Genomic DNA, 26,714 nt, shown 5'->3' with positions numbered 1-26,714 from the left:
TTATCTAGGGCTATTAGACATTAGTTTAAAGTTATTCTCAGGTTATTTTCGTGGTAAAATAACCACAATGAAACCATTTATATAAGCAGTTCAGACCGTGCCTTACAGCGAGCTTTTACAACCAATCAATAATTTTCTCCAATGCGAAACCCCACAAGCTTGGATAGATGAAGCTATAAAACCAGAAAACTTAAACGTTTTACTGATTGATCATCTGATCTGCGAGCTTAAGGCTGCGCAGTCTGCCATGTTCTTAATTCGCAAGTACGCGGTTGATAAACAAAGTAGCGATGCACTGCTTGAGTGGCTCAAGCCATTTGAAACACTCATCTATAAACGCGAAGGTAATTGGCAAGATTTAGCGGCTAAGAATAAGTTGAATAAATCAGTGATCCCAAAATCGGATTCACCCTATGGGCAAGATTTGATTGATAAGATGGTGATGTTGATAAAAGAAGAACTGCACCACTTTTATCAAGTGCTCGAGATTATGGACGAATACGGTGTTGAATATCAAAGTATTACGCCATGTCGATATGCGAAGGGCATGCTCAGGCATGTTAAAACCTATGAGCCTGATGCATTGGTCGATAAACTTATAGTGGGTGCTTACATTGAAGCGCGCTCATGTGAACGTTTTGCCAAATTGGCACCACATTTAGATAAACGTTTAGGTGATTTTTATATTTCATTGCTACGCTCTGAAGCACGTCATTATCAAGACTACTTAACATTGGCGCAAGAAATCGCGGGTTTTGATATTACCGAACGAGTGGCATTTTTTGCTGAAAAAGAACGCGAGCTAATCATAACTTCAGATACTGATTTTAAGTTCCATTCAGGTGTACCGAATTAACAAAGTATCATTATTTAGGATTATTTAGTATTTTCAAATGGCTCGTTAATTAGCGTTTGTTGTTTTTCGGTTACAACAAGGTAAGAGCCTTGGCTGTACCAGTCACCTAAAACAGTGCGCGTTAGTTGTGTGCCAGCTACATTATAATGGTGCACATTAGGGCGATGAGTATGGCCGTGGATCATGTTAGTTACTTGGTGTTTAGCAAAAACGTCCAGTACGGCGTCTTCGGTGACGTCGAGAATGTCTAAGGATTTACCTGCTTGGTTTTGCTTTGATTTTTCGCGGGCTTTTGTCGCTACGCCTCTACGATACCATAATGGCAAAGCCAGCATCAAACGTGGCCACCACCAACCGCGGCCTTTTTTACGAAAGTTTTGATACTCAATATCTTGGGTGCACATTTCATCGCCATGCAAAATGACAGTAGGTGTGCCATATAAATCAATTACGGTTTGTTCATCAAGTATAGTCATACCGGCTTTGTTGGCGTAGCCATCACGCATGATAAAGTCACGGTTCCCATGAATAAAAAACACCGGCGTGCCGTTGTCGCTTACTTGTTTGAGGCGTGCAGCGACTTCAGTTGATAATGGAGTGACATAATCATCACCTACCCAGACTTCAAAAAAGTCACCTAAGATATATAAAGCATCGACATCTTTATTAACAATGTGGGTATCTAAAAACTGGTAAAAAGCCGCGCTAATGTCTGGGCGGCTTTCAGATAAGTGTAGGTCGGCTATAAAGTAGGTTTGGCGCATGATGACTCGAGGGCTAGAGCTGAATAAATAAAAAGCGGATTAACTTCACCCGCTATAATAATATACCCAAATCACCTCAAGATGCGAATTCTGCACCTTGAGATGGTTTAGGTATAAGCCTAACTTAGTCTACCGTTACGCTTTTGATAATAACATCATCAAGTGGTACATCTTGATGAAAGCCTGAGCTACCTGTAGCAACGGCTTTGATTTTCTCAACCACATCCATGCCTTCAACAACTTCAGCAAATACGCAGTAACCCCAACCTTGTGAAGTTTCGCTGCTAAAGTTTAAGAAGTCATTGTCGTTCACGTTAATGAAAAACTGGGCTGTCGCAGAATGTGGATCCGGTGTACGTGCCATAGCCAATGTGCCTTTTTTATTTGAAAGGCCATTGTTTGCTTCGTTTTGAATAGGATCATGTACTTCTTTTTGTGTCATACCAGGCTCAAAACCACCACCTTGAACCATAAAGCCATCAATTACGCGGTGGAAGATTGTACCGTCGTAAAAGCCTGCATTTGCATACTGTAAAAAGTTTTTAACAGTGTTTGGTGCTTCGGTTTTGTGCATGTTAATGGTGATATCACCAAAGTTTGTATGTAGAACAACCATGAGGTTTCCTATTAGCTGATTTATTTGGCGCTATTTTATCTTAGTTAGCTAAGATTAACAAAGTGCTTATTGATTTGATAAAGCGCTAGAGCAGGGGCTTTTCAAGTGGTAACATAGTCAATCAAGTAAACAGTCAAGGACTTAAAGTAAATGGTAAATATATACAACACACTCACGCGTCAAAAAGAGCAGTTTAAACCTATGGTCGAAGGCAAAATCGACATGTATGTGTGTGGTATCACCATTTATGATTACTGTCACATTGGTCACGCTCGTACATTTGTAGGTTTTGACGTTATCGTGCGTTATCTTCGCCACCTTGGTTATGATTTAAAGTATGTACGTAATATCACCGATGTTGATGATAAAATTATTAAACGTGCGAATGAAAACGGTGAATCTATCAATGACTTAACGACCCGTATGACTGTCGCTATGCATGAAGATTTTGATAGCTTAAACATGTTGCGTCCAGATATTGAACCGAAAGTCACGGGGCACATGGATGAGATCATCGAAATGGTTGAGCGTTTGATTACAAAGGGCCATGCCTATGTGGCTGCAGATGGCGATGTATTGTTTGATGTTTCTACGTTTGAGCAATACGGTGCGCTATCGCAACAAGATTTAACTATGCTCCAAGCAGGCTCGCGAGTTGAAGTTGCACAAGATAAAGACGATCCACTTGATTTTGTATTGTGGAAAAAAGCCAAAGCAGGTGAACCATCGTGGTCTTCACCTTGGGGCGAAGGTCGTCCTGGTTGGCACATTGAATGTTCAGCAATGAGCTCAAAGCATTTAGGCGAGCATTTTGATATTCACGGTGGCGGCTCAGACTTACAATTTCCTCACCATGAGAATGAAATCGCACAATCATGCTGTGCAAATAATGGTAAATACGTAAATACGTGGATCCACACCGGAATGGTGCAGGTAAACAAAGAAAAGATGTCTAAGTCATTAGATAACTTTTTTACCGTACGCGATGTACTTAAAGAGTATGACGCTGAGTCGGTACGTTACTTTTTGATCTCAGGTCATTACCGTAGCCAGCTAAATTACTCGCAAGAGAATTTAGACCAAGCACGCTCTTCACTTGAACGTATTTATACAGCACTTCGTGGTGTTGAGCCTATCGTATGTGAGCTTGAAAGTAACGAGTATATCGCTAAGTTCAGAAAAGCCATGAACGATGACTTTAATACGCCTGAAGCATTACCCGTGCTATTTGAACTCGCTAAAGAGCTTAACCGTGTTAAAGACTCAGATGCAACACAAGCTGGTAAACTGGCTTATATTTTACGCAGTATTGGTGAAGTACTTGGGGTCGCACAACAAGCTCCTGAAGCGTTTTTACAAGGTGGACAAGCGGATGATGAAGTGGCTCAGATAGAAGCGTTAATTGTTAAGCGTAACGACGCCCGTGCTAATAAAGATTGGGCTGCTGCTGATGAGGCTCGCGATGCGCTTAATGCGTTGGGTGTCGTGCTTGAAGATTCAGCGGGTAAAACGACTTGGCGCAAAGCGTAAATTAAATTTACCCGTCAATGTAAAAGGTTGCCACATTGGCAACTTTTTTTGTTTTTGTATATTGACCTCAACCTAGCTTTAGGTTTTATCTTTGCGTCTCTAATTTTTCACAAAGGAATGAAATGAATATTCTTCTTGCCATGATCCCTGCTTTTTTATGGGGCACCACGTATGCGGTAACTAAGTATGCAACACCTGATTGGCCGCCAATTTTACTCGGTGCGATACGAGCATTACCAGCTGGTTTAGTATTACTATTGATCAAACCGACTTGGCCACAGTTAAGGCAGTGGCGAGGTTTAATTGTATTAGCATTAGTTAATATCGCTTTATTCTTTAGCTTTATTTTTGTTATGGCGATCAACTTGCCTGCTGCAATAGCGGGCGTGGGAATGGTCTCTGTGCCTGTTGTGGCTTTATTATATGCATGGCTGTTTAAAGGGCAGCGACCCGCGCTATTACAGTCAGTTTGTGCGTTAATGCTGGTATATTTAGCATGGCGGTTGTTCGACCCACAGCACGTTACGCTTAACTTACTCGGTATTTTTGCGCTGATAGGGGCGTTATTAACAATCGTTATTGGTAGTACATTAGTACAGAAAATTACCACGCATATCCATTGGTGGACGGTGCTGACTTGGCAATTGATTTTAGGTGGTTCAGTGCTTGCGATTGCGGCATCAGTGCAAGCATTCTATATCGAGCCACAAGCTTATCAGGTTCTCACACAGGCATTTACCCCAAACCAATGGTTTGTACTATTTTGGTTAGTTGTGCCCAATACAGCGCTTGCTTATGCGTTATATGTTTGGCTTCTTGGGCGCATGAGTGTGGTTGAATTTACCTTTGGCACGATTGCTAACCCAATTGCAGGTATTATTTGTGCCGTTGTTTTATTAAATGAGCAATACCAAGGGTGGCAGTATATGTTGATGGCATTAATGATTTTGTTTTCTGTTTTGCCTCAATTAATAAAATTGATGCGACCTGCTCAATTAGCTAAATAACTTGGTTTAACTTAAAAATAAAGGGCTGCTAACTAGCAACCCTTTTTCATTCTCACAATATTTTGTGTTTAGGCGTCAATTAAATCTTCCACACCAACAATCAACCAAGGAGCATCGTCACGTGTTAAGCGCTCTAAATGCCAAATTTCTAAAATAGGCTGCTCCTTTTTATCAGCTAAATCGCGGTATTTACCTTTGAAACGCACGCTTACTTGCCATTTGTCTGCATCTGTATCTGCACGCACTAATTCAGCGTCAATAAACATCACTTCGGTCGCTACGCACTCTATGGCGTCGCGCTCAGCTTTAAACTCAGCAACAAGTTCAGGGCTTAAGTATTCAGCCATGGTGTTGTAATCTGCGTTATTCCAAGCCGTTTGTAATGTATGGTAATGACTGCGAGCACCTTGTAAAAAACCATTTGTGTCAAAATTTGGCGGCAAGTTAAAAGGGATTGAATTCGTTGCTGAAAATCCGCTGGTAGGGGTTGGCTCTACTGCATTTTGTTTCATTTGTGGAGCATTAAAAGCTTGTTGAGCATGCGCCATTGCAGGTGAGTTTTTACGACGTACCATACCAAGAATAAGTTTGATGATAAAAAACGCGATACCTGCCATGAGTAACATTTCAAGTAATTGCATTCCTTCGAAGTCATCCCCCATCATTGAGGCAATTAGGCCTCCTGCTAATAAACCACCAAAAATACCGGCCATCATGCCTTTTTTGTTAGATTTTGGTTTAGCTGCAGGAGAGATTGTGTTTGTGTCGGTTTGTTGTTTTTGTGCCGTTTGTTGGGTTTCTGGGGTTTTGCCGCGTTTTTTACTACCAAACTTTTTACGTGCTTGTGCATCAAAACTAGCAGTACATAATAATGCCAGTAAAGAAAAAATAACGATTAGGTTTTTCATGAACATCCTCAAAACAAATTAGAGCGGCGATTCTAAATGAGTTCTAGGGTTATATAAATAGAGTCAGTAGGATAACTAATTCGAATTGAGTTAAGTGTTTATATTTAATACAAACTGCTGAAATATAAGGCGTTGCCGCTGAAACAGCGGCAACGTAAGCATTTAGTGCAACCAGCGAATGGCGTCGTTGATTCGACCTGTATAGCGATCAACAGGGCTGCCTAAACTGGCGACTAATATAGTATCTGCCCCAGGTCCACGCTCAATATGCCCAGCAAACCGCTCATCGTGGAAGTCACTTTCCCCATGGCCAAAAGATTGTTTTTCTGAGGGGACAATGAAGACGGTCATCGGCCCGTGCTCGGACTCAAATACTAGGTGTAATCCACGTTGTCCTTTGAAGTCACAAAACATTAAGTAAGTTACTTTACCTGGTAACTCTTCTAGTTCACCACCAAGCTTTGCAAACTGTTCATTTACGCGCTCTAAACTGATCTCGTTTGTTTTTTCTAACGAGCCAAGTTCATGATATACATGTGCAAGTGCATGTTCTCCTGCACCATAATTAACATTTTGTTCGCTACTAAAGAAAAACGCACCCACTGCCACTAGCAATGAAGCTGCCATAGCAAGAGGAAGTTTACCTAGCTTAAAACGCGAGCTAGCTTCTATTACATTACTTTGCGCAGCCTTATCAGCAACGGGCTCATTACTTACAGTGCTTGGTTCAGAAGTATGCTCATCGGCGTACAGTTCAGTGTTTGCTAAAATACGCTCAGCTAAGCCTTCAGGCACAGGAATATCCAGTGCTTGGTTCAATGCATTGTCAAACTCTTGCATTTGATCAATTAGTTCTTGTCGCTCAGGATCTTGCCCAGCAAAATCCAGAATATCCTGGTCTTCACTGTTTGGCTGTGCGATTACTCGGCGACGAAACTCGAGATCATCCATTACTTTGATGCCCCTTTAAGTTGTTCATCATCACGGCTTAACGCCTCTTTTAACTGGTTTCTGGCACGGAAGAGTCGGGTCATTACCGTGTTTTTGTTTAAATCTAAAATATCAGCAATCTCATCTCCAGAGCAGCCCATAACTACTTGTAGTAATAAGGGCTCTTTGTATTCATCAGATAATTTAGCGATTTGACGTTGGATCACCGTTTGTTCCATTTCGTCATCTAACGTTACGCTTTTCTCATCGACGATCGTATCGTTTTCTACATCGCTGTAATCAAATTGTTTGCGTTCAAAACGCCGTGCATTTTCACGGCGTACAATCGTCAATAACCATGGTTTAGCTGCTTTTTGATCCAATAGCGAATCAAGCGAACGCCAAGCTCGCAAGAAAGTTTCTTGAACGAGATCTTCGGCTATATTAGGGTCGCGGCATAACCAATAGGCAAAGCGATATAATTCGCTATGATAAACATGAACAAGTTTTTCATAACGTACTTTTTTCTCTGCCACATCAACTAAGACCTGACTTTTAGAATTATTATTTCCCGGCATAATTACTTTTTTATATTAAGGGATAGTTTGCTTGCATATTTACTATGCAAGCTGTTGAGTATACTAATAAAGTCCTTTTAAAACATTTTTCTGATTTTTTTGTGCTGAGTGAGTGTGTAGCTCTAACGCTTTAATTATCACACTTAAATCAACCGTTTCACTATTTGAACTATAGAGTGCAGCCCTTAGTTTAGCAATTTGTTCGCTAAGTTGCTGATCATTTACTTGCTCGATTAAAGCATCAATAGCGTTATTTGATTGCTTAGTCACCTTTATTGCGTATCGATTAAGTGCGTGATGAAATGCAGACAGATCGTTGCTTTTGCTCTTGGCTTTTAACTCATTAAGTGAAGGAGCTGCCATTGTTGATACATGCTGCGGTTGTGTATTTGGCTTGTGGGTTGTTTTACTACGCCACCAAAGTAACAAGGTGATTAGCCACAGCAAGTAACCAATTACACAAACAATGATTAACCACATTGGCGTTTTATTTACTGCTATTGTGCTGATATTGGTTGAGTTTTCATTTAGCGGTGTCATGTCTTCAGTTTGTTGTGGTATCGCAGGGACTGCAGCAGGTAAATGGCTACTTGCCGTAACAGTAATTGTGCGTGCAGGCAAAGTTGCATAACTAATACGCTTAATTTTAGTGTTGTACCAAGGTACGCTGACTTCAGGTAGGGTGTATGTACCTGGCGTTTGTGGTAACAGTGCATACGAGGCAGTTTGCTGCGAAATAACACGGCCATCACGCACAAGGTGGTTATTTTCTTTTTCATCAGGGTAGCTACGAATGCCGTTGATCTCAGGGAGTTCAATATCAGGTAACTGCTCTTTGGTTATGCCCAAGGCAGTAAGCGTTAGTGTACGGGTAATGGGGGTGCCTACTTCGACAGTATCGCTGTCTGGTTGCCATTGCTCGTCTAAGTTAACCAACTCACTGGGTAACCACGCACCTTGATAATCATTTGGTATTGGTTTGATCTCAACATCGGTACTTTCACCCATAGCTGATACTTCTAACTGGCGGTAGTTTTGTCTAACTCGACCCTGAAATACTGGGGCTTCAATGCTATACACCCCGCTTTTTTGCGGTTGTACTAAATACTCACGCGTGATCACTAAATAGCGTTTACCATCAACTAGCTCGTATTCTTCTTGCTGTTTTCCGATTTGACTTAGTTGCGCATCAGGCATACTTGGCGCAGTTAAATTACCATCGAGTAACTCCTTTGCAAGGTAGAGTTTAACTGTGTATAAACCGGCTTCTTGCACAAATAAAGAGTCAGATGACATGGATGACTTTATAAAAATGTCGTTATTTTGTTCCGTTGCTTTGCTGCGCTCAGACACCTTCAATGAGATTGGTTGTGAGCTGATACCTGCAACATTAAAGGCTGGGATTGTGTAATCGCCAGCATTTCGGGTCATCAATTTAATTGACCAGTTTGTTTGTTTAGAAATACTGCCATTAACGATATTGGTGCGGGTGCTTACACTCGTCGGGCCAACTACAAAATCTTTTAATAGCACTGATGTGTCGGGCTGATCGTTCTTTATTGTGTCATCAGCGCTGATTGTTAGCATAAAAAACTCACCGGCTAACACAGGGTTTTTGTCAACACTGGCTTGTAGTTGTGTCATAGCCCACAGGGGCATAGCGCTGATAAGCAATAAACAGCAAAATAATCGCATTACCATGATTTTTCGACTCCTTGTGGACGACGTTGATAGTTTCGTTTTTGTGCTTCTAATTGCATTTTGTTACGTAACAAAATAGCAGGATCATCGGGCACTTTACGCAGCAATTGATTTAGTTGCTGCGCTTTTTCTTTTTCTTCATTAGTCAGCTGGGCAGCTTGTGCTTGCATCGCTTGTTGCTTTGCCGCTTCTTCTGCCTGCTTTTGTTGCTCAGGGCTCATTTGCGGCTGAGTTTGCTCACTTGGTTCAGGCTGCTCTTCATTTGCTGTTTGTTGTGAATCGTTTGATTCACTTTGTTGTGCTTGATCAGGCTCTGCTTCCATCTCGGGCTTATTTTGCTCATCACTTTGCTCAGCAGAAGGCTCGCCGTCTTGCGACTTATCTTGCTCGTCAGATTGCTCGCCCTGTTGATCGTTTTGCTGCGATTGAGAGTCTTGTTTTGACTGCTCACCTTGCTGTGATTCATTCTGATCTTTTTGATCTTGGCCTTGCTCGTCGTTCTGTTGCTCTTGATTATCGCCTTGATCACCATCCTGTGAATCTTGGTTTTGTTGCTGTTGGTTTTTTAACTGCTCCACTAAGGCTTGGTTTTCTTTGGCTTGGTCAAAATTTGGTTGCAATGCTTGTGCTTGTTTATAAGCGTTAATCGCTTCATCTAATTTGCCGGCTTTGGCTAAGGCATTACCATAATTATATAAACCTGTGGCGCTGCTATCTTGACTAAATGCGTTTAATGCACCTTCAAAATCACCTTGCTGATAAAGTGCAGCCCCTTTAAGTTGGCTTGAATCGGCAGCGCTTGCGGCCTGTTCATATTCGCCTTGCTTATAGGCCTCTAATGCGCGTTGGTCTTGGTTTTTAAAAATACTGGGTAACTCTACTGCATAGGCATTTTGTTGAGGAACAAAACATATAATCATAAATGCGCCGAGTAGTGCACTCTTTCTAAAAAACCACATCATTAAGGGTAGTAAAATAAACAAACCGTAAATACCCGCATCAATCCGCCATAACGCTTGGCTTTGCTTTTCATCTTTGAGGGTTTCAGTATTGGCACTGGGCGCGAATACGGAAATATCACGGGCGCTTGGTTGATATAGTGCAAACTTTCCGCCGCTGTTATTAGCAATACTCGATAAGCGAGATGTATTAATCGTAGGTACGACAATTTGACCATAGCTGTCTTTTAAAAAGCCGCCTTCAGGTAACTTTATCGGGGCGCCTTGCTCTGTGCCTACACCATATACATTGAGCCGGTAACGATTAGCCGCAGTAAATTGATTAATATCAGATTGCTCATTTTGCTCAATGCCATCGGTGATCAAAATAATATCGCCGTCTAAATAACCCGCTTGGGTTAGTAACTCTTTTGCTTCGTCTAGGCCTGCTAGTACGTTTGAACCTTTATCTGGCATGATCTCAGGGCTAAGACTCGGAATTAAGTTTTCAAGAGTCGCTGCGTCATTTGTTAGTGGTGAAATTGTGTAAGCAGTGCCTGCATAAGCGACAAGTGCTGTGTCGCCTTCTTTAAACAGATCAACCATATCAAGTGCTTTAAAGCGAGCTTGGACAAGTCTGCTCGGGGCTATATCTGTGCTGTACATTGACAATGACATATCCATTACAATCACGCGGGCATTTTTACTCTGAAATACAGGCACTTGTTTTTCTTCAAAGCTAGGACCTGCACTAAATAGCACTGCTAATACGCAAAATAATGCCACTAACCACATGGGTTGCCCGGTCATTTTATTTTCAGAGCTCATAACAAATTGTGCCAAATGCGGGGCTATTAATTCACCTTGGTTGGTTTTTTTATGCTTAATTAACGCAATAATAAATAATGCGGCCACGGGAATAAGTAACCATAAAACAGTTGGGCGTATAAATTCAAAGTCCATTAGGCCTCCTGTTTAAAAGTGCGGGCAGTGATCAATATTACTCGCAGGGTGACAATGGCGAGTACCATTAATAAAGGGATATAAAACAGTGAGCTCTGAGGCCTAAATGTTTGTTCATCAGCACTGATTGGCTCGAGTTTATCTAACTCTTGGTAAATTTGTTGTAATCCAGCCACGTCTTTAGCACGAAAATACAAACCACCGGTTTGTTCTGCAATGCGTTTTAATAGACTTTCATCTAAGCTGCCACCACTGGCTCCACCCATATTAAATAAGCTAAAGCCGCGTGGGTTATCTGAGCCAACACCTATGGTATACACTTTTATGCCTTCTTCACGTGCCAAAAGTAGGGCTTCTTCTGGGTCTAAGTTACCAGCGGTGTTTTGACCGTCAGTAAGCAGTACTACAATTCGATTACTTTCATCTCTATTCGCAAACCGTTTTACAGATAACCCTAACGCGTCACCGATTGCTGTCGCGCGGCCTACTAAACCAATTTGTGCTTCTGAAAGCATTTGGCTGACCGTTTTAACATCTCGTGTGAGTGGGGTTTGTAAAAAGGCGGTATCACCAAACAAAATGAGCCCTAGGCGGTCGCCTTGGCGTTGCTCTATAAAGTCACTCAGTACGGCTTTGACCATGGTTAAGCGGTCAACATATTGCCCTTGATAAGCCATGTCTTGCTCTGTCATTGAGCCAGACAAATCAACTGCAAGCATAATGTCGCGGCCTTCATTAGGCAGAGTAATTGGTTCATCAAGCCATGTAGGGTTTGCAACAGCACATACTAGTAACAGCCAAATAAGCCATTCTAATACATTAATGTTACGTGGATGCTGTTTTGCTACCTGACTTGCTAAATTATGCCTAGCAAAGCCAGGAATACGTAATTGCGTTTGTGTGTCACTGGTCGCGGGTTTAAATAGGCGTAATAGTAGTGGTAAAGGTAATAACATAAATAGCCAAGGCCAACTAAATTCAAACATTTAGCGACTCCTTAAGCTTAAATTGTTTAATACCAGCTTTTAGCTTGGTAGCCAACTCTGGTTGTGCTGTATTTGCTTGATAAAGGCTCATGAGTTCTTTTTCACTAAAATGTTGCTCAGTGAGTTTATTTAAAGTGATACACCATTCTTTTGTTCCAGCACTGGCGTGTTCAGGGCTGTAGTAATGCAAAACTAAACGTTTTATCAGTATATGTAGCTGTGCGCTGTCGTTTGCTACGGCCTCGCTTTGTGCAATGGCGTAACGCTTTGCTTTTTTAAATTGGTTATCACGGTATAGTTTTATAGCTAATAAAATAGCGGCTACAGCAATAGCAGCGATAATGAACCACCAAATTGGCGCCAGCGGCCACCATGCTACTTGCTCTGGCACAATGACATCATTAAGGCCATCTAACGGGGATGCTTGCATATTTACTTTCTCACTAACTGCAGTTCTAAAGGAGAGGCTGCATTGAATGATATTAAATTAAGGCCTGACTTAGTTAACCTGTCCATTCGCGTGCTAAATGCTTGAGCTGCCGTTTTAGCAAAGGTATCGCGAAAGCCTTTATCCATTAACGGCAATGCAAAGTCACTTCCATTAGCGTTGACGGTCACGGTTTGCTTAAAAGCAGGTAGCTGGTGTTCAAATGGGTCGCTAATATGACAACCAATTAACTCACAGTGACGGCTCAATATTTCGAGCTGTTTAAAGCTAGCATCGTCTAGTGCGCTAAAATCTGAGACCAAATAAACCAGGCTACCAGGCTTTGCTAAATGGTTGAGGCGTTTTAAATTATCACTAAAATTATTTGTTGCAGGTTGGTCAATCTTGGCAAGCGCCTGTTGGTGGCTATCACATAGATTATGACAAAGTTTTAATACAGCTTTTTCTCGGGCACTGGGCTTTAGCTCTAAATGTTCGTGCTGATTAAATACGATACCGCCAATACGATCACCTCGTTGGCAGGCTGACCACGCAACTAACGCACTAATGTGCGCGGCTTGTATTGATTTTAATAATAACTTTGAGCCAAACAACATCGAATTAGAAAAATCAGTAAAAACAAATACTGGTCGCTCTTTTTCTTCTTGAAACAACTTAGTGTGGGTTTCACCTGTACGTGCAGTAACGCGCCAATCAATAGAGCGAATATCATCACCTTGCTGATAATGACGTACTTCGGCAAACTCCATACCACGCCCTTTATGCGGTGCTAGGTATTGTCCTGTTAAACTGTTTTTAATTTTTACTTTGGGTGCAAGCTCTAAAAGCCGAGCCTTAGCTTTATAATACATTAGCTCTTTTAACGCTAAGTTTACGCCATGACTGTGGCTGGTTTTAAGCCAGCTTTGATTATCTAATTCGCTTTGCATAATTTAGGGTACGGCAACAAGTTCTAAAATACGGCTGATCACTTGATCTTTTGTTACGCCATCTGCTTGGGCTTCATAACTTAATATAATACGGTGACGTAATACATTATGCAGCACGGCTTGAATATCATCAGGTGCAACAAAGTCGCGACCATGTAGCCAAGCGTGCGCGCGCGCGCATTTATCAAGAGCGATTGTTGCTCGTGGGCTTGCGCCATATTCAATCCAGCGACCTAGTTGTTCGTCAAATTGTGCACCTTCTCGGGTGGCAATAATCAGTTGCACTAAATACTGTTCAAGTGGCTCGGCAAGATATAAACCTAAAATATCTTTACGGGCGGCAAATAAATCTGCTTGGCTTATTTGTTGTTCTGGTACTTGATGTTCACTTAATGCTTCACCGCGGGTAAGACGTAAAATATCACGCTCATGCTCAGCCCCTGGGTAATTAATGCTTAAGTGTAATAAAAAGCGATCAAGTTGGGCTTCTGGTAATGGATAAGTACCTTCTTGCTCTAGCGGATTTTGTGTTGCCATTACCATAAACAAATCAGACAGTGGGTAGGTATTTTTCCCCACAGTAACTTGGCGTTCAGCCATCGCTTCTAATAATGCAGATTGAACTTTGGCTGGGGCACGGTTTATTTCATCGGCTAAAATTAGGTTATGAAATAGGGGGCCTTTTTCAAATACAAATTCACTGGTTTGCTGGCGGTAGATGTCAGTACCGGTTACATCCGCAGGTAACAAGTCAGGCGTAAACTGTACGCGTTGAAATGAGCCCTCAACACCTTTGGCTAATGCATTTACAGCACGAGTCTTTGCAAGCCCTGGCGGGCCTTCTACTAATAAGTGGCCATCGGCTAAAATGGCGATCAGTAATGCTTGAGTTAATTCTGGCTGGCCAATAATTTGGCTATCTAAGTAAGTTTTTAGTTGTGAAAAAGCGTTAGCGGCCATAGTAAAAAGAGTATCCTCGTTAGCACGGGTTTAAAAAAGCTTAACTTGTAATATGGGTAAATAGGGTAAAACACAAGTGTTAGACCTAATTTTACAAAATAGTTCGTTATTTTTTAACGATTTTTACCCTAACATATAAAGAACCGATAATTTTGTAAATAGTTAAAAAAAAGCCTATTGTTGGTAACTAATTACACTATTTTCAATTTCGCTATTGGCTTTAGTACACGGGTTGTTTAGAATCGAGGAAAACAAACAGGTCAGACCTGTCAGCGGGAGAGCATAAATGTCTGAGCAAAACATACTTAAAACAGCAAAAGGCGATCGTATCGCCATCGTTAGTGGTTTACGTACACCGTTCGCAAAACAAGCAACTGCATTCCATCATGTAACAGCCCTTGATATGGGTAAACTAGTGGTTAATGAAATGCTAGAACGCTTAAATTTTGATAAGTCAGAAATTGATCAATTGGTATTTGGCCAAGTGGTACAAATGCCTGAAGCGCCAAATATTGCTCGCGAAATTGTGTTAGGCACAGGTATGCCGGTATCGGTTGATGCTTATTCAGTGTCTCGTGCATGCGCGACTAGCTTTCAGGCCATTGCGAATGTTGCTGAGTCAATAATGGCCGGTTCTGTCCAAGTAGGTGTTGCCGGTGGCGCAGATTCTTCTTCAGTGTTACCTATCGGTGTAAGCAAAAAACTGGCGGGTAGCTTGGTTGACTTAAACAAAGCGCGTACTTTTAGCCAGCGTTTAAAAATATTTTCAAAGCTGCGTTTAAAAGATTTAATGCCAGTACCGCCAGCAGTGGCCGAGTATTCAACAGGCTTATCAATGGGCCAAACCGCTGAGCAAATGGCTAAAACGCATAATATTAGCCGTGCAGATCAAGATGCGTTAGCACATCGTTCACATTCGCTTGCCAGCCAATCATGGGCTGATGGCAAATTAGCGGAAGAAGTAATGACAGCGCATTTACCACCTTATAAGAGCTTTATCGAACAAGATAATAATATTCGCCATAACTCAACCGTTGAAGGTTATGCTAAATTAAAACCTGCATTTGACCGTCAACATGGATCAGTTACCGCTGCAAACTCTACACCATTAACCGATGGTGCGGCAGCTGTATTAATGATGAGCGAAAGCAAAGCAAAAGCGTTAGGCTACAATATTTTAGGTTATGTACGTAGCTTTGCCTTTTCAGCTATTGGTGTGCATGAAGACATGCTGATGGGTCCTGCACATTCAACACCGATTGCCCTTGATAGAGCAGGGATCACACTGGGTGATCTAGATTTAATTGAAATGCATGAAGCATTTGCAGCGCAAACACTTGCTAACATGAAAATGTTTGCATCAGATAAGTTTGCCCAAGAAAAACTTGGCCGCAGTAAAGCCATTGGTGAAATTAACATGGATAAGTTTAACGTGATGGGCGGCTCGCTTGCATATGGACACCCATTTGCAGCAACTGGCGCACGACTTATCACTCAAAGCTTACACGAACTTAACCGCCGTGGCGGTGGTTTAGCCCTGACTACAGCCTGTGCGGCGGGTGGTTTAGGTGCAGCTTTTGTATTGGAGAGTGCGTAATGACAGATTCAGTATTTAGTTTAGAAATTGAAGACGGTTTAGCCGTTGTAACTATTGATGTGCCGGGTGAAAAAATGAACACCCTGCGCGATACCTTTGCCGATGATTTAAAAGCACTGCTTGATGATGCAAAACAACAAGCAGTGAAAGGTATGGTATTTATCAGCGGTAAGAGCGATAACTTTATTGCCGGTGCTGATGTAAAAATGCTTGATAACGTTGAAAAACGTGAAGATGCACTAGCAATCAGTGAGCTGTGTCATCGTGCGTTTTTTGATATGAAAAAACTACCATTCCCAACGGTCAGTGCTATTCATGGTGCAGCTCTCGGTGGTGGTTTAGAGTTTGCACTAGCGTGCGATTATCGTGTGTGTTCAAACAGCGATATAACTAAATTAGGCCTGCCAGAAGTACAACTTGGCTTATTGCCTGGTGGCGGTGGCACACAACGTTTACCAAAATTAGTTGGGCTACAAAAAGCCCTTGAGTGGATGCTAACCGGTAAGCAGGTTCGTGCTAAGCAAGCTAAGAAAGCAGGTTTAGTGGATGACTGCGTACCGCAGACTGTTTTACTGCGTGTGGCGAAAGAGTTTGCTTTAAAAGGCAAAGCAAAAGCGCCAAAACCCAAGCTTGACCGTATTAGCCAATTGCTTGAGTCAAACCCATTTGGCCGTAATATCATCTTTAAAAAAGCTCAAGAAAACGTGCTGAAGAAAACTGGTGGTCATTACCCAGCACCATTGGCAATCATTAAAGCAGTGCGTGCAAGTGTTGAGCTTGATGAATTAAAAGCGTACAAAACAGAAGCCGAAGGTTTTGCAACCTTGGTGATGAGTGATGAATCAAAATCACTGCGTGGGATCTTTTTTGCAACCACAGAGATGAAAAAAGAGTGGCGCAACGATGATGCTCCAGCCATTGAAAAAGCTGCTGTATTAGGCGGTGGCTTAATGGGCGCAGGTATTACTCATGTGAGTGCTGTTAAAGCGGGCGTGCCAGTGCGTATTAAAGATGTAGCAGAGCAGGGCATTAGTAATGCCATGAACTACAGCTACAAAATTTTAGATAAAAAGCAAAAGCGTCGTATTTTATCTAAAGCTGACCTACAGCAAACCATGAGTAAAATAACCGGTACGACTAATTACAGTGGCTTTAAACACATTGATATTGTTATTGAAGCGGTATTTGAAGATCTAAGTCTTAAACAAGGTATGGTTGCTGATGTTGAACAGCAATGCCAAGACAACACTATTTTTGCCAGCAATACCTCATCACTGCCTATTTCACAAATAGCGGCAGAGGCCACACGTCCTGAAAATGTAATTGGCTTACATTACTTTTCACCAGTTGAAAAAATGCCACTGGTCGAAATCATCCCGCATGAAGGTACGTCTCAAGAAACTATTGCTCGCGTGGTAAACTTTGCCCGTAAGCAAGGCAAAACACCGATTGTTGTTAAAGACATGGCAGGGTTTTATGTAAACCGTATTTTAGCGCCTTATGTAAACGAAGCGGCTAATTTACTGCTAGCGGGTGAGCCAATTGATAAAATTGATGCGGCACTTGTAGAATTTGGTTTCCCTGTTGGGCCGTTGGCATTATTGGATGAAGTTGGTATTGATATTGGCTCTAAAATAGCCCCAATTCTTGAAAAGGAACTGGGTGAGCGCTTTAAAGCCCCTGATGCATTTAGCCGTTTAATTGATGCAAAACGCTTAGGTCGTAAAACTGGCCGTGGTTTTTATATTTATGATAAAAAAGCCAAGAAAGTGGATGAGTCAATCTATGAGTTACTTGGTGTAAGCCCATCTCCACGTTTAAACAAAAGTGAAATTGCTAAGCGTTGTGTAGCCCAAATGCTCAATGAAGCCGTGCGTTGTTTAGATGATGGTATTATTGCAAGCCCACGTGATGGCGACATTGGTGCGATATTTGGTATTGGCTTCCCACCATTCTTGGGCGGCCCATTTAGCTATATGGATAAACTTGGCGCAAGTAAAGTGAGCTCAGAAATGGCGACCTTTGCTAACTACAACCCTGTATTTACCCCTTGTGATACCTTGGTCGATATGGCAGATAAAGGCGCGAGTTTTTATCAGGTTGAGCCTGTAGCTACAACAGACAGCGCACCTCAAACTGAAAAACAACCAAGCGTTGTTGAAGAGTCGTCAGTTGACGTTGCAACGGATGAAGTTATTATCACGCAAGCTCCTGAGCCTGAGAGTGAAGATGAAACCGCAGATGAAAAACAACAAGACGATAAAAAGGCTTAAGGTTTAAATCTGCTAAAAGCGCACCCTTGAGGTGCGTTTTTTTATGCCTACATAAAATCACTAACGCATAAAATTACATTGCATAAAGACTGTTTTATCCATAGTCGAGGTGTGTATTTAAAAAGAAAACTTGTGGGGAAAGTATTGCACTAAGCGAGGTGCCCAGTGCAATAGATGCATCACATGTGAATCTCGATCGCTTTGCGATCTTTTTCAGGCATGTTTGCTACAACTAAACTAAATGAATTATCAATCATGCGCTCAATTTCGCCTTGCGGGATAGAGCCATCCAGAATAACAGTATTCCATAACCGTTTATTCATATGATAGCCTGGTATCACTGAAGGAAAAATATCCCGTAGAGCTTGTGCTTCATCCGGGTCGCATTTTAAATTCATCCACCAAATTAGGTTGCCATCTTCATCTGTTTCGCCTTCATTACCGACCGATAATGTAGCAAACATTTTATGATTTACTTTATATACATCAACTTCTTGGCCAAAGGGTTTGGTAACCATAACCAGAGGCTTAGTTGTTAAATACTCATGTGCTGTGTGTTGATCCATGATCCAGTCCTTGAAGTCATTTACGGTATCTTAACCATAGCAGCTTTTTCGTAGTTTAGTCATGAAAAAACGTCCAATAGGTATAATTTATTAGAATAATCAATCATAACGTTACTTGCTGGGATTTTCTTGTTGCAGAAAAATAACTTCGTGGTATGTTTCTGATGATTTAAAAATTATAGGAATACACTAATGCCTAAGGCAAGTGAAGTTAAAAAAGGTACTGCCATTGAGTTCAATAACCGCGCTTTAGTGGTTAAAGATATTGTTCGTTCTGTGCCCCAAGGTCGCGCTGGTGGTAGTTTATACCGCATGCGTCTATATGATGTAGTAACAGGTGCGAAAGTTGACGAAACGTTTAAAGACAGTGATATGCTAAAGCTTGCTGACTTAATTCGCCGTGAGTCAATGTTTTCTTATATCGATGGCGATGAATACGTGTTCATGGATAACGAAGACTACACGCCATATAATCTAAATAAAGACGCTATCAGCGAAGAGATTTTATTTGTTAATGAAGAAACACAAGGCGTACACGTTATTGTGATTGATGGCGCACCTGTGGGCTTAGACTTACCATCAAGTGTTGAGCTGGTAGTTGAAGAAACAGATCCATCTATTAAAGGGGCATCAGCCAGCGCACGTTCTAAACCAGCACGTTTATCAACTGGTTTAACTATTCAAGTGCCTGAACATATTTCAACGGGTGACCGCATCCGTATTAATACAGCTGAACATAAATTTATGGGCCGTGCTGAAAAGTAACCTTTAGCTCATTAAATAGCGATTGAAAGCCGATACAACATCGGCTTTTTTTGTATCTATTATGAATGACACGAATACCCATTATTCATATATTAGAGTTTAAACGACATTGCACATAAGTTACACTGCGCGCTTTATTTTTAATCAGTTTCATTAAGGTCTATTTTGTATTTTTTGATAAGCGCAATTTTTATCGCAATTATGTATTTAGAAGTAATCAAAAAAGGCATGCCGGTTAAGCGCTGGGTTATGCTTGCAGGCTTGCTAGGACCGATAGCATGGTGTTTATTTAACGTGCATTACCGTAGAGCTCTATTACGGGGTGTTGGGGTCAATGCGTGCATTTGGCGCCCTTAAGCTTGATGGATTAAACTTGGCGCTGATTCATTAAGTTGTTTTTGCAAAAATGCGGTAAATTCGGTTTTTGATAATGGCTTAGAGTAATAATAACCTTGCATAGTTTCGCAATTAAGTTGCTCTAAAATTGCTATTTGCTGTGCTTCTTCAACACCTTCTGCAACAACATGTAAATCTAAGTTGTGGGCAATAGTGACAATCGAGTCAACCATATTGCGGCCACGTTCATTTTCCATATCATCAATAAATGCTTTATCAACTTTTAACGTATTAAGTGGAAATTGCTTTAAGTATGCAAGTGATGAATAGCCTGTGCCAAAGTCATCCATAGCTAAGTGAATACCGCGTGCACTGAGTGAACGCATAATCGATATAGCGTCTTGTGGGTCATCCATTACAGTACCTTCAGTGATCTCAAGCTCTAAAAAGTAAGACGGTAGTGCATTTTTTTGTAAAATCACGTCAATACGCGTGGTTAAATCTGGCAAGCTAAATTGTTTTGCTGACAAATTTACCGCTACTCTGCCGTTAAATAAACCAGCATCGAGCCACTCTTTCACATCACGACAAGCTTTGTTTAATACCACTTCACCTATTTCAATAATTTGTCCTGTTTCTTCGGCAATAGGGATAAACACGCCTGGGCTAATAATGCCTTTTTTTGGTGTAATAAACCTAACAAGGGCTTCCATACCGGTAAATTTGCCAGTACGAATGTTCATTTTCGGTTGGTAATAAACCTCAAAATGATCTTCTTTTAAGCCAAATCGCATTAAGTTTTCGATTTGTAAGCGTTTAACAGCTTGGCGATTCATTGTATCGTTAAAGAATAGGTAACTATTACCTTTCTTTTTTGCGTGATACATGGCCGTATCGGCGTTTTTAAGTAACAGCTCTGGCGTATTACCATCTTCAGGGAATAGCACTATACCTAAGCTTGACGTGATTACTAATTCATGGCCGGCCATTTTAAATGGTGTAGCAATTGCTGCTAAAAACTGTTTTGCCATGCGGGTAATGGTATGAATGTCATTTGTACCAGACATTACAAGGGCAAACTCATCGCCACCTAAGCGGTAAAATACATCTTTTTCACGGGTAAGCTTGTTCAATCGCATCGCGAGTTTAGCCAGTAAGCTGTCACCCAGTTGATGGCCTAGTGAGTCATTGATTTTTTTGAAGTTATCTAAATCGAATACTAATAAGGCATGATGCTCGTCTTGTTTTGCCAGTTTTTTTAGATCAGTAAAAAACAAGTTACGATTAGGTAAGCCTGTGGTTCTATCTCGGTTTGATAAATTATGTAACTGCGATTCAGCTTTTTTGCGCTCTGTTAAATCTGAAAATACCACCACGTAGTTACAGATTTGATTGTATTCGTTTTTGATTTCGTCGATTGAAATTTCAATAGGCAATACTTTACGATCACTATTACGCAGTTTAACTTCTTGTTGCCAATGCTCGGTGCGACGCACGGTATTTTTTATTTCTTCTATATAACTCTCTTCATAGCCCTGCAGGCTGAAAGGCTTATTTAGGTAGTTTTCACGGTTGCCACCAAATTGGCTCAAAAAGCTAGGATTTAAATCAACCAAATTGAAATTTTTATCGTAAATAGCCAGTGCATCAGTAAGTGATTCAACACATTTTGCAAATAGATTTAAGCGGGCTTCAGTTGATTTTAATAAAGAAATGTCACGGACAGTGCCGGTCATCCGTAATGGATTAAGGCTTGCATCTTTTTCGATGATTTTGCCGCGGTCAAGTACCCAGCGCCAACGGCCGAAACTATCTTTAATACGGTAACTTGCTTCAAAAAAGGCCGTTTGCTCAGCAAAGTGCTGTTTGAGTAAAAGTTCAACACTGGATAAATCATTTGGATGAATAAGGGACTTATTAGGCGGAAAATCACTTGCCGTGTTTTTATCCATCATGTATTTGTCATTAATACGCAGTACGGTACCTGAATCAATATTCCAATCCCATAGAGTATCGCCACTACCTTCAACGGTGCTTTTTAAACGGTGCTCGGAGATGCGTAGTTGCTTACGCGAGCGACGCAACCTATGGATTGTAAATAACAGGTAGGGTAAAACCAGCGCCACAAAAGCACTTGGTATGTAAATCATGGTCGTTTTATGATCAAATAACTGCTCACTATATGATAAAGGACTATAGCTGAGGAGTAACAATACAAATAATGTAAATTTTGATGTTATTTTTTTTATTATATTTTTAATTTTCATTATGCGCTTCTTTAATTTTCACCAGATAATTTAATAGAAGCGCTAGGTTGTGTCAAAGAGAATGCGAGTAAATAGCGTCTTTTGTTTGTTTCTTTAATTTAGCCACACTTAAAAGCTCATATCTTGCTCTATTATCATCGAAAGTTGCAAGTATATAGTTTTTCATTTGTGATAACGTGAGCTCGTTTAGTGCGCTTAACAGTTTTTTCTGCATATGAAATTGATGATCTCGATTACCAATCGCAAGCCACAACCGTTGTGAGCGTAAACGTAAGTTCTTATCTTTTTCAGCTATGTGAGTTTTAAGGCCGTGTTTTTGCATTTGCCACTGTTGCTCATTTATGGAGTCCAGATTTTTAACAAAGTTGGCTAAAAATTCATTATGTCGTTCAAGCAATGTTGTCGTACTATAATTTGGTGACTGGACATAAAAAGCAATGCCGGCGCGAGTATTAAAGGGCGCATACCCAGCTCCTACTAAGTAACCTAATTGTTGCTTGGTGCGCAGCTCATTAAAGTAATCATGATTAATTAAATGGTTTAAAGCCATCATTTTAATTTTTTCGTCTACTTCGCCAGTTAATGCTTGGTAATAGATCACCATAGCGTTATCACTGCAATTTAACTCCAGCTGGGCACGGGTAATTTTATCAATTTCGTACAACGGGCGTGTTAAATCTGCAATCGTTGCAGACTTGGCTAAGTGATTTGCCACTTCTTTTTGGAATTCTTTCGCATCGCTTTCTCGCCAGTTCCCGTGTAAGAAAGACTCAACATGTAGTGCTTTAAAAAACTCTTTTCGAAAGCAGTTAAACTGATGAAAGCTGGTGTCTTTTAACGCCGTGGCGAGCTCTTCAGGTTCAGGGTTCCATGGCATGACTTTCGCGCCAAGCACACTGAATAACTCGCCAACTGGTTTGTTTTGGTTGCTATTTCGCCAATGGCGTACCAACTGCTTTTTATATTCAGCGAAGCGTTTGGCACAGATATCAACGTTAAACAGGGCATCTAGTAGCTCATCTACAAGCTCCAATTGGCTTGATGATAAGCCCGCAGTATGCAGTGTTAGTCCGCCCTGGTGCGAGGTTAAATGGTAGCTCAAGCCTGCTAATTCAGCTGGGTAAAATTGTTCGGCTACGCTATCCATAAATAAATCAGCAAATAGCCGTGTTAGTGCCATGTGTTTAATATCTTTAACCGCATAATCAGAGTCCATAGCTAAGTAAAAGTGCCCTTTAGCGACCCGAAAAGTGTTGTCTTGTTTAAACCAAAAATCAAAACCAGGTTCTTGCACTAATAGCACAGGTTTAGTTTGTGGCTGCTGCACATCAAATAAGACGACGTCTTTGGTTAAATAAGGATTTGCCGTTGGCAATAACATTTCAGGCAGTGGTGTGTTGATTTCACTAAGCGCTTCGAGCCAACAGCTCGATAATCCTTCTACACGATAAGGTGTGTGATACCACTGAGTTTTATGCTCTGGTTCAACATCGGGGTGAATGAGTACCAAACGCATATTGTGTGGTACTAACCACTGCATGGCTATTTCGTGGGCATGCTGATTAAACCCCTCCATTAAATAATCACCTTGCACATAGTTAGCTTCGTCGTAATGTTGCATATTAACGCTTAAATTACTTACCCAATCTATGAGCCGTGCTTTTTCTTGGTTATCAAACGCTATTTTTAATAGGTTTTTCTTATCTTGATAAAGTCGTGGTAGCTTGTCGATATTTTGATTAATTAAGCATATGTATTCAAACACCATTTCGACGATATCTTCATAGTACTCAATGCCTTCATCTGTCAGTGCCATACTGATATTAAAATCTTTAAAATTACTACCATTTATTCCGCCACCTGCGGAAAGGGCATTGATCCAGCCTTGCTCTTTTAAAATGGAATATAAGGATCCTTGCCCTTCATACCCTAAGAGGTGGGCAATAAAGCTGACGGTTTTATGACGATAAAACTCATCAATATTGGGCATTGCAAAGCTAACAATGAGCTTTTGCATATGTTTATGAGGCTCAATATGTAACACTTTACATAAATCTTGCTCGCGGTAGAGTTGAGCTTCTATCGGCGGCTTTGTAGCATTAGCGCCTTTGATATCACTAAACAGCGCCGTTACCCAGTGTTGCATTTGTGCTATTTCAGCATTTGCACAAACAACGAGAGTCATCCACTGAGCTTGATAATGGGTGTCAAAAAAAGCTCTTAACTCATCACTTATACATAGTTCACGATCCGCTAAGGTTTGTAAATTACCGACAGAAAATTTAGCAAAAGGGTGAGCCGGGTTAACGGTTTCTTTGTGTGCTTGATATATACGGCGCCCATCATCTTTAATTTTTAATTTAAATTCAGCTTCTATGGCATTACGTTCTTTTTCTGTTTCAGCTGGGCTCAAAAGTGGCGCGATAAAAAAGCGACTAAACTGAGTGAGAGCATGTTCAAACTCTTGATTATTAATATCAAAGAAGTAACAGGTGTGTTCAGTTCCTGTCCACGCATTCGTATTGCCACCAGATTGGGACACAAAGTTACTAAAGCTATTTGATTCAGGAAATTGGTCAGTGCCTAAAAACAGCATGTGCTCTAAAAAGTGTGCTAAGCCTTGCCTATCATCGGGATCATCAAAGTGTCCGGCATTAACAGCCATTGAAGCGGCAGCTTTAGTTGAATCTTTATCTTGCACTAACAGGACTTTTAGACCATTGTCCAGTGTTAGGGAGTGGTATGTTCTGTTATCATTACGGCTGATATTCAAATGATGCTCCTGAAACTTACGTTTACTTGTTTACAACACATGATATCTTCAGGGCTGTGTTTTAATGCAATGCCTTAATACCTGAATATCATAAGCGATAGGTTATATTGCTTTAATATAGCGGACAAACGGGCAAACTGGCTACTGTTTTATATTCTTTAATCGGTTGATTTTTTATGAAAACAATCCTAATTATGCGCCACGGCGAAGCAACACCGATGCAAGCTGACGATGCAAGTAGAAATTTGACCTTAGTTGGCCAACAACAAGCTGAAAAAATGGGTAAGTGGCTGCACGCAACCCATACTCCAACAGCGTTATTAGTGAGTCCTTTTATAAGGGCTCAGCAAACAGCGCACGGCGTTAAAAAGAATAACGCGTTTTTATTTGAAGAAACCTGTACTGATATTACCCCAGAGGGAAATCCGCAAGTTGCGGCCGATTACCTTGAAACCTTAATAGCATTACACCCTGAGTGTGATACTTGGCTGGTAGTGGCGCACATGCCGATAGTCAGCTACATGGTTGATCAATTAAGCAAGGGTAATATGCCCATCTTTAATACTGGGGCTGTGGCTGTCATTCAGTATGACGACACTAATCAAACAAGCCAGTATGTGAGTATTCATGCTCCAGCAAATGTCATAGCTTAATGTATGTATCTCATTGTAATTTGAAATTATTTCAATGCGAAAAGTTAACTTCATCGGCATAATTTTGCTAAATTAGCGCAAACTAATTGATAGAGAGTGACCATGAGTATCGAACGTCTTCAAACAGGTGCGCGTATGAGCCGCATTGTTAAACATAACGGCACAGTGTATTTGTGCGGCCAAGTGTGTGCAGATGCAGAGCAAGGCATTAAAGAGCAAACCCAAACCATGTTAGATAAAGTAGAAGCACTTTTAGATGAAGCGGGTAGCTCAAAAGAGCACATGCTTAGTGCGACAATTTATGTCAAAAGTATGGAGTACTTTGCAGATATGAATGCAGTGTGGGATGCATGGGTTCCCCAAGGACATGCTCCCGCGCGTGCTTGCGTGGAAGCTAAAATGGCTCGAGAAGCATTATTAGTTGAAATATCAGTCGTCGCGGCTGTGAAATAATGATGTGTAGCGACTTGTTCATACAATTATGCTCCAACAAGTCGCTTACTAAAATCCATTCATATATTTAATCTCGCTTAACTTCAGGATAGACGATGAGTGCAAATCCAGTGGTATTAATAACCGGCGCTAGTCGTGGAATAGGCGCTGCAACTGCAATTTATTTCGCTCGCCATGGTTACGATATCTGTCTTAATTACAAAACCAATGACGTTGAAGCAAAAAAAGTAGCGCAGCAAGTTCAAGCCTTAGGAGTAAAGGTGCTAAGGCTGCAAGCTGATGTATCTAAAGAAGTCGATGTAATAGCGATGTTCGAAAGTATTGATAGGGTATTTGGCAAGCTCGATGTTTTGGTCAACAACGCTGGTATTTTAAAACCACAGATGACGCTACTTGATACGGACGCACAACGTATTAATGAAATACTGACTACCAATATCACCAGCGCATTTTTATGTAGCCGCGAAGCGATAAAGCGAATGCCAAACGGTGGTAGTGTTGTCAATGTGTCATCAGGTGCGGCTAAAACTGGATCGCCAAACGAGTATATTGATTATGCAGCGTCTAAAGGCGCGATGGATACGTTAACTATTGGTCTTGCCAAAGAGGTTGCGCAGCAAAACATACGAGTGAATGGCGTAAGGCCAGGGCTTATTTATACTGATATGCATCGTGATGGTGGCGATGCTAATAGAGTTGATAGGCTCAAACAAAAGCTACCTTTAGGGCGCGGCGGACAGAGCGAAGAAGTGGCCGCTGCAATATACTTTTTAGCGTCTGAGCAAGCTTCTTTTACAACCGGAAGTTTTATTGATGTTGCAGGCGGTTTATAACTAAGAAAAGTGAAATTAAAACAAAAGCATACTCGTTGTTTATATCCCCAATGCATGACCTTAAAGAAAGCTGCTGATAATAGG

The 26,714-nt window shown here is 41.1% G+C and carries 23 protein-coding genes; 9 read left to right on the top strand and 14 right to left on the bottom strand.

All coding sequences use genetic code 11. The features are described from left to right. The first annotated feature begins 97 nt into the window (after positions 1-97). Positions 98-856, top strand: a complete 759-nt coding sequence (miaE, locus tag AAEU30_RS05020; protein WP_421959577.1) for a tRNA isopentenyl-2-thiomethyl-A-37 hydroxylase MiaE — start codon at positions 98-100, stop codon at positions 854-856. 20 nt (positions 857-876) lie between these two features. On the opposite strand, the gene AAEU30_RS05015 is transcribed toward miaE, so the two are convergent. Together AAEU30_RS05015 and ppiB are read right to left on the bottom strand one after the other, a co-directional pair. Continuing rightward, on the bottom strand, positions 877-1,623 hold the full coding sequence (locus AAEU30_RS05015) for a UDP-2,3-diacylglucosamine diphosphatase (protein WP_421959601.1): 747 nt from the start codon (positions 1,621-1,623) through the stop codon (positions 877-879). Positions 1,624-1,744: 121 nt separating this feature from the next. Beyond that, positions 1,745-2,236, bottom strand: coding sequence for a peptidylprolyl isomerase B (gene ppiB, locus AAEU30_RS05010; protein WP_421959576.1), 492 nt, complete (start codon positions 2,234-2,236; stop codon positions 1,745-1,747). A 150-nt stretch (positions 2,237-2,386) separates the two neighbouring features. Here ppiB and cysS point away from each other — a divergent pair, with 150 nt between their 5' ends. Further along, on the top strand, positions 2,387-3,766 hold the full coding sequence (gene cysS, locus AAEU30_RS05005) for a cysteine--tRNA ligase (RefSeq protein ID WP_421959575.1): 1,380 nt from the start codon (positions 2,387-2,389) through the stop codon (positions 3,764-3,766). A 122-nt stretch (positions 3,767-3,888) separates the two neighbouring features. Next, positions 3,889-4,773 (top strand): DMT family transporter, encoded by an 885-nt coding sequence (locus AAEU30_RS05000; RefSeq protein ID WP_421959574.1) that lies wholly within the window; start codon positions 3,889-3,891, stop codon positions 4,771-4,773. 68 nt (positions 4,774-4,841) lie between these two features. Here the strand turns inward: AAEU30_RS05000 and AAEU30_RS04995 are convergent, their stop codons facing one another. From AAEU30_RS04995 to AAEU30_RS04955, 9 genes are all read right to left on the bottom strand, one after another. Beyond that, complete coding sequence (locus AAEU30_RS04995) at positions 4,842-5,681, bottom strand: Tim44 domain-containing protein (RefSeq protein WP_421959573.1); 840 nt, start codon at positions 5,679-5,681, stop codon at positions 4,842-4,844. Between the two features lie 162 nt (positions 5,682-5,843). After that, positions 5,844-6,632: a DUF3379 family protein gene (locus AAEU30_RS04990; RefSeq protein ID WP_421959572.1), complete on the bottom strand. Its 789-nt coding sequence runs from the start codon at positions 6,630-6,632 to the stop codon at positions 5,844-5,846. Next, a complete protein-coding gene (locus AAEU30_RS04985; RefSeq protein WP_087531781.1) occupies positions 6,632-7,189 on the bottom strand; it encodes a sigma-70 family RNA polymerase sigma factor in 558 nt (185 codons plus the stop codon). The genes AAEU30_RS04990 and AAEU30_RS04985 overlap by 1 nt, the downstream gene beginning before the upstream one ends. 63 nt (positions 7,190-7,252) lie before the next feature. Further along, positions 7,253-8,890 (bottom strand): BatD family protein, encoded by a 1,638-nt coding sequence (locus AAEU30_RS04980; protein ID WP_421959571.1) that lies wholly within the window; start codon positions 8,888-8,890, stop codon positions 7,253-7,255. Beyond that, positions 8,884-10,791 (bottom strand): vWA domain-containing protein, encoded by a 1,908-nt coding sequence (locus tag AAEU30_RS04975; protein ID WP_421959570.1) that lies wholly within the window; start codon positions 10,789-10,791, stop codon positions 8,884-8,886. Before AAEU30_RS04975 ends, AAEU30_RS04980 begins: the two co-directional genes overlap by 7 nt. After that, on the bottom strand, positions 10,791-11,777 hold the full coding sequence (locus tag AAEU30_RS04970; RefSeq protein ID WP_421959569.1) for a vWA domain-containing protein: 987 nt from the start codon (positions 11,775-11,777) through the stop codon (positions 10,791-10,793). Before AAEU30_RS04970 ends, AAEU30_RS04975 begins: the two co-directional genes overlap by 1 nt. After that, positions 11,770-12,207 carry a DUF4381 domain-containing protein gene (locus tag AAEU30_RS04965; protein ID WP_421959568.1) on the bottom strand — a complete coding sequence of 146 codons (438 nt, stop codon included), beginning with the start codon at positions 12,205-12,207 and terminating at the stop codon, positions 11,770-11,772. The genes AAEU30_RS04970 and AAEU30_RS04965 overlap by 8 nt, the downstream gene beginning before the upstream one ends. Positions 12,208-12,209: 2 nt before the next feature. Continuing rightward, positions 12,210-13,154, bottom strand: a complete 945-nt coding sequence (locus AAEU30_RS04960; protein WP_421959567.1) for a DUF58 domain-containing protein — start codon at positions 13,152-13,154, stop codon at positions 12,210-12,212. A gap of 3 nt (positions 13,155-13,157) precedes the next feature. After that, positions 13,158-14,114 (bottom strand): AAA family ATPase, encoded by a 957-nt coding sequence (locus tag AAEU30_RS04955; protein WP_421959566.1) that lies wholly within the window; start codon positions 14,112-14,114, stop codon positions 13,158-13,160. A gap of 286 nt (positions 14,115-14,400) precedes the next feature. Here AAEU30_RS04955 and fadI point away from each other — a divergent pair, with 286 nt between their 5' ends. Next, a complete protein-coding gene (gene fadI / locus AAEU30_RS04950; protein ID WP_421959565.1) occupies positions 14,401-15,711 on the top strand; it encodes an acetyl-CoA C-acyltransferase FadI in 1,311 nt (436 codons plus the stop codon). Beyond that, the gene (gene fadJ / locus AAEU30_RS04945; protein WP_421959564.1) at positions 15,711-17,984 is read left to right on the top strand and encodes a fatty acid oxidation complex subunit alpha FadJ; all 2,274 of its coding nucleotides are present in this window, start codon (positions 15,711-15,713) and stop codon (positions 17,982-17,984) included. Before fadI ends, fadJ begins: the two co-directional genes overlap by 1 nt. A gap of 179 nt (positions 17,985-18,163) precedes the next feature. Here fadJ and AAEU30_RS04940 read toward each other — a convergent pair whose 3' ends face one another. Further along, a complete protein-coding gene (locus AAEU30_RS04940) occupies positions 18,164-18,550 on the bottom strand; it encodes an MmcQ/YjbR family DNA-binding protein (protein ID WP_421959563.1) in 387 nt (128 codons plus the stop codon). Positions 18,551-18,742: 192 nt separating this feature from the next. Between AAEU30_RS04940 and efpL the strand changes: the two genes are divergently transcribed. Then, entirely contained in the window at positions 18,743-19,315 is a 573-nt protein-coding gene (efpL, locus tag AAEU30_RS04935; RefSeq protein ID WP_421959562.1) for an elongation factor P-like protein EfpL, read from the top strand. Between the two features lie 353 nt (positions 19,316-19,668). Here efpL and AAEU30_RS04930 read toward each other — a convergent pair whose 3' ends face one another. Both AAEU30_RS04930 and AAEU30_RS04925 read right to left on the bottom strand, forming a co-directional pair. Continuing rightward, on the bottom strand, positions 19,669-21,801 hold the full coding sequence (locus tag AAEU30_RS04930; RefSeq protein ID WP_421959600.1) for a putative bifunctional diguanylate cyclase/phosphodiesterase: 2,133 nt from the start codon (positions 21,799-21,801) through the stop codon (positions 19,669-19,671). Positions 21,802-21,970: 169 nt separating this feature from the next. After that, complete coding sequence (locus AAEU30_RS04925) at positions 21,971-24,691, bottom strand: insulinase family protein (RefSeq protein WP_421959561.1); 2,721 nt, start codon at positions 24,689-24,691, stop codon at positions 21,971-21,973. Between the two features lie 176 nt (positions 24,692-24,867). On the opposite strand from AAEU30_RS04925, the gene sixA reads away from it, so the two are divergent. The 3 genes from sixA (at position 24,868) to AAEU30_RS04910 (ending at position 26,630) form a co-directional block, all read left to right on the top strand. After that, the gene (gene sixA, locus AAEU30_RS04920; protein WP_421959560.1) at positions 24,868-25,344 is read left to right on the top strand and encodes a phosphohistidine phosphatase SixA; all 477 of its coding nucleotides are present in this window, start codon (positions 24,868-24,870) and stop codon (positions 25,342-25,344) included. Positions 25,345-25,446: 102 nt separating this feature from the next. Beyond that, positions 25,447-25,797 carry a RidA family protein gene (locus tag AAEU30_RS04915; RefSeq protein ID WP_421959559.1) on the top strand — a complete coding sequence of 117 codons (351 nt, stop codon included), beginning with the start codon at positions 25,447-25,449 and terminating at the stop codon, positions 25,795-25,797. 95 nt (positions 25,798-25,892) lie between these two features. Further along, a complete protein-coding gene (locus AAEU30_RS04910) occupies positions 25,893-26,630 on the top strand; it encodes an SDR family oxidoreductase (protein ID WP_421959558.1) in 738 nt (245 codons plus the stop codon). The last annotated feature ends 84 nt before the right edge of the window (positions 26,631-26,714 follow it).

Origin of the sequence: Pseudoalteromonas mucoides, from assembly GCF_049257175.1 — a bacterium.
Classification (GTDB): domain Bacteria; phylum Pseudomonadota; class Gammaproteobacteria; order Enterobacterales; family Alteromonadaceae; genus Pseudoalteromonas.
Note: the sequence above shows the minus strand (reverse complement) of the source record. Positions and strands in the feature narration are given on the sequence as shown.

Excerpts from the sequence above, each read along its gene's own strand:
- ppiB (WP_421959576.1), bottom strand. The coding sequence starts at position 2,236 with ATGGTTGTTCTACATACAAACTTTGGTGATATCACCATTAACATGCAC.
- cysS (WP_421959575.1), top strand. The coding sequence starts at position 2,387 with ATGGTAAATATATACAACACACTCACGCGTCAAAAAGAGCAGTTTAAA.
- AAEU30_RS05000 (WP_421959574.1), top strand. The coding sequence starts at position 3,889 with ATGAATATTCTTCTTGCCATGATCCCTGCTTTTTTATGGGGCACCACG.
- AAEU30_RS04995 (WP_421959573.1), bottom strand. The coding sequence starts at position 5,681 with ATGAAAAACCTAATCGTTATTTTTTCTTTACTGGCATTATTATGTACT.
- AAEU30_RS04990 (WP_421959572.1), bottom strand. The coding sequence starts at position 6,632 with ATGGATGATCTCGAGTTTCGTCGCCGAGTAATCGCACAGCCAAACAGT.
- AAEU30_RS04985 (WP_087531781.1), bottom strand. The coding sequence starts at position 7,189 with ATGCCGGGAAATAATAATTCTAAAAGTCAGGTCTTAGTTGATGTGGCA.
- AAEU30_RS04980 (WP_421959571.1), bottom strand. The coding sequence starts at position 8,890 with ATGGTAATGCGATTATTTTGCTGTTTATTGCTTATCAGCGCTATGCCC.
- AAEU30_RS04975 (WP_421959570.1), bottom strand. The coding sequence starts at position 10,791 with ATGGACTTTGAATTTATACGCCCAACTGTTTTATGGTTACTTATTCCC.
- AAEU30_RS04970 (WP_421959569.1), bottom strand. The coding sequence starts at position 11,777 with ATGTTTGAATTTAGTTGGCCTTGGCTATTTATGTTATTACCTTTACCA.
- AAEU30_RS04965 (WP_421959568.1), bottom strand. The coding sequence starts at position 12,207 with ATGCAAGCATCCCCGTTAGATGGCCTTAATGATGTCATTGTGCCAGAG.
- AAEU30_RS04960 (WP_421959567.1), bottom strand. The coding sequence starts at position 13,154 with ATGCAAAGCGAATTAGATAATCAAAGCTGGCTTAAAACCAGCCACAGT.
- AAEU30_RS04955 (WP_421959566.1), bottom strand. The coding sequence starts at position 14,114 with ATGGCCGCTAACGCTTTTTCACAACTAAAAACTTACTTAGATAGCCAA.
- fadI (WP_421959565.1), top strand. The coding sequence starts at position 14,401 with ATGTCTGAGCAAAACATACTTAAAACAGCAAAAGGCGATCGTATCGCC.
- fadJ (WP_421959564.1), top strand. The coding sequence starts at position 15,711 with ATGACAGATTCAGTATTTAGTTTAGAAATTGAAGACGGTTTAGCCGTT.
- AAEU30_RS04940 (WP_421959563.1), bottom strand. The coding sequence starts at position 18,550 with ATGGATCAACACACAGCACATGAGTATTTAACAACTAAGCCTCTGGTT.
- efpL (WP_421959562.1), top strand. The coding sequence starts at position 18,743 with ATGCCTAAGGCAAGTGAAGTTAAAAAAGGTACTGCCATTGAGTTCAAT.
- AAEU30_RS04930 (WP_421959600.1), bottom strand. The coding sequence starts at position 21,801 with ATGATTTACATACCAAGTGCTTTTGTGGCGCTGGTTTTACCCTACCTG.
- sixA (WP_421959560.1), top strand. The coding sequence starts at position 24,868 with ATGAAAACAATCCTAATTATGCGCCACGGCGAAGCAACACCGATGCAA.
- AAEU30_RS04915 (WP_421959559.1), top strand. The coding sequence starts at position 25,447 with ATGAGTATCGAACGTCTTCAAACAGGTGCGCGTATGAGCCGCATTGTT.
- AAEU30_RS04910 (WP_421959558.1), top strand. The coding sequence starts at position 25,893 with ATGAGTGCAAATCCAGTGGTATTAATAACCGGCGCTAGTCGTGGAATA.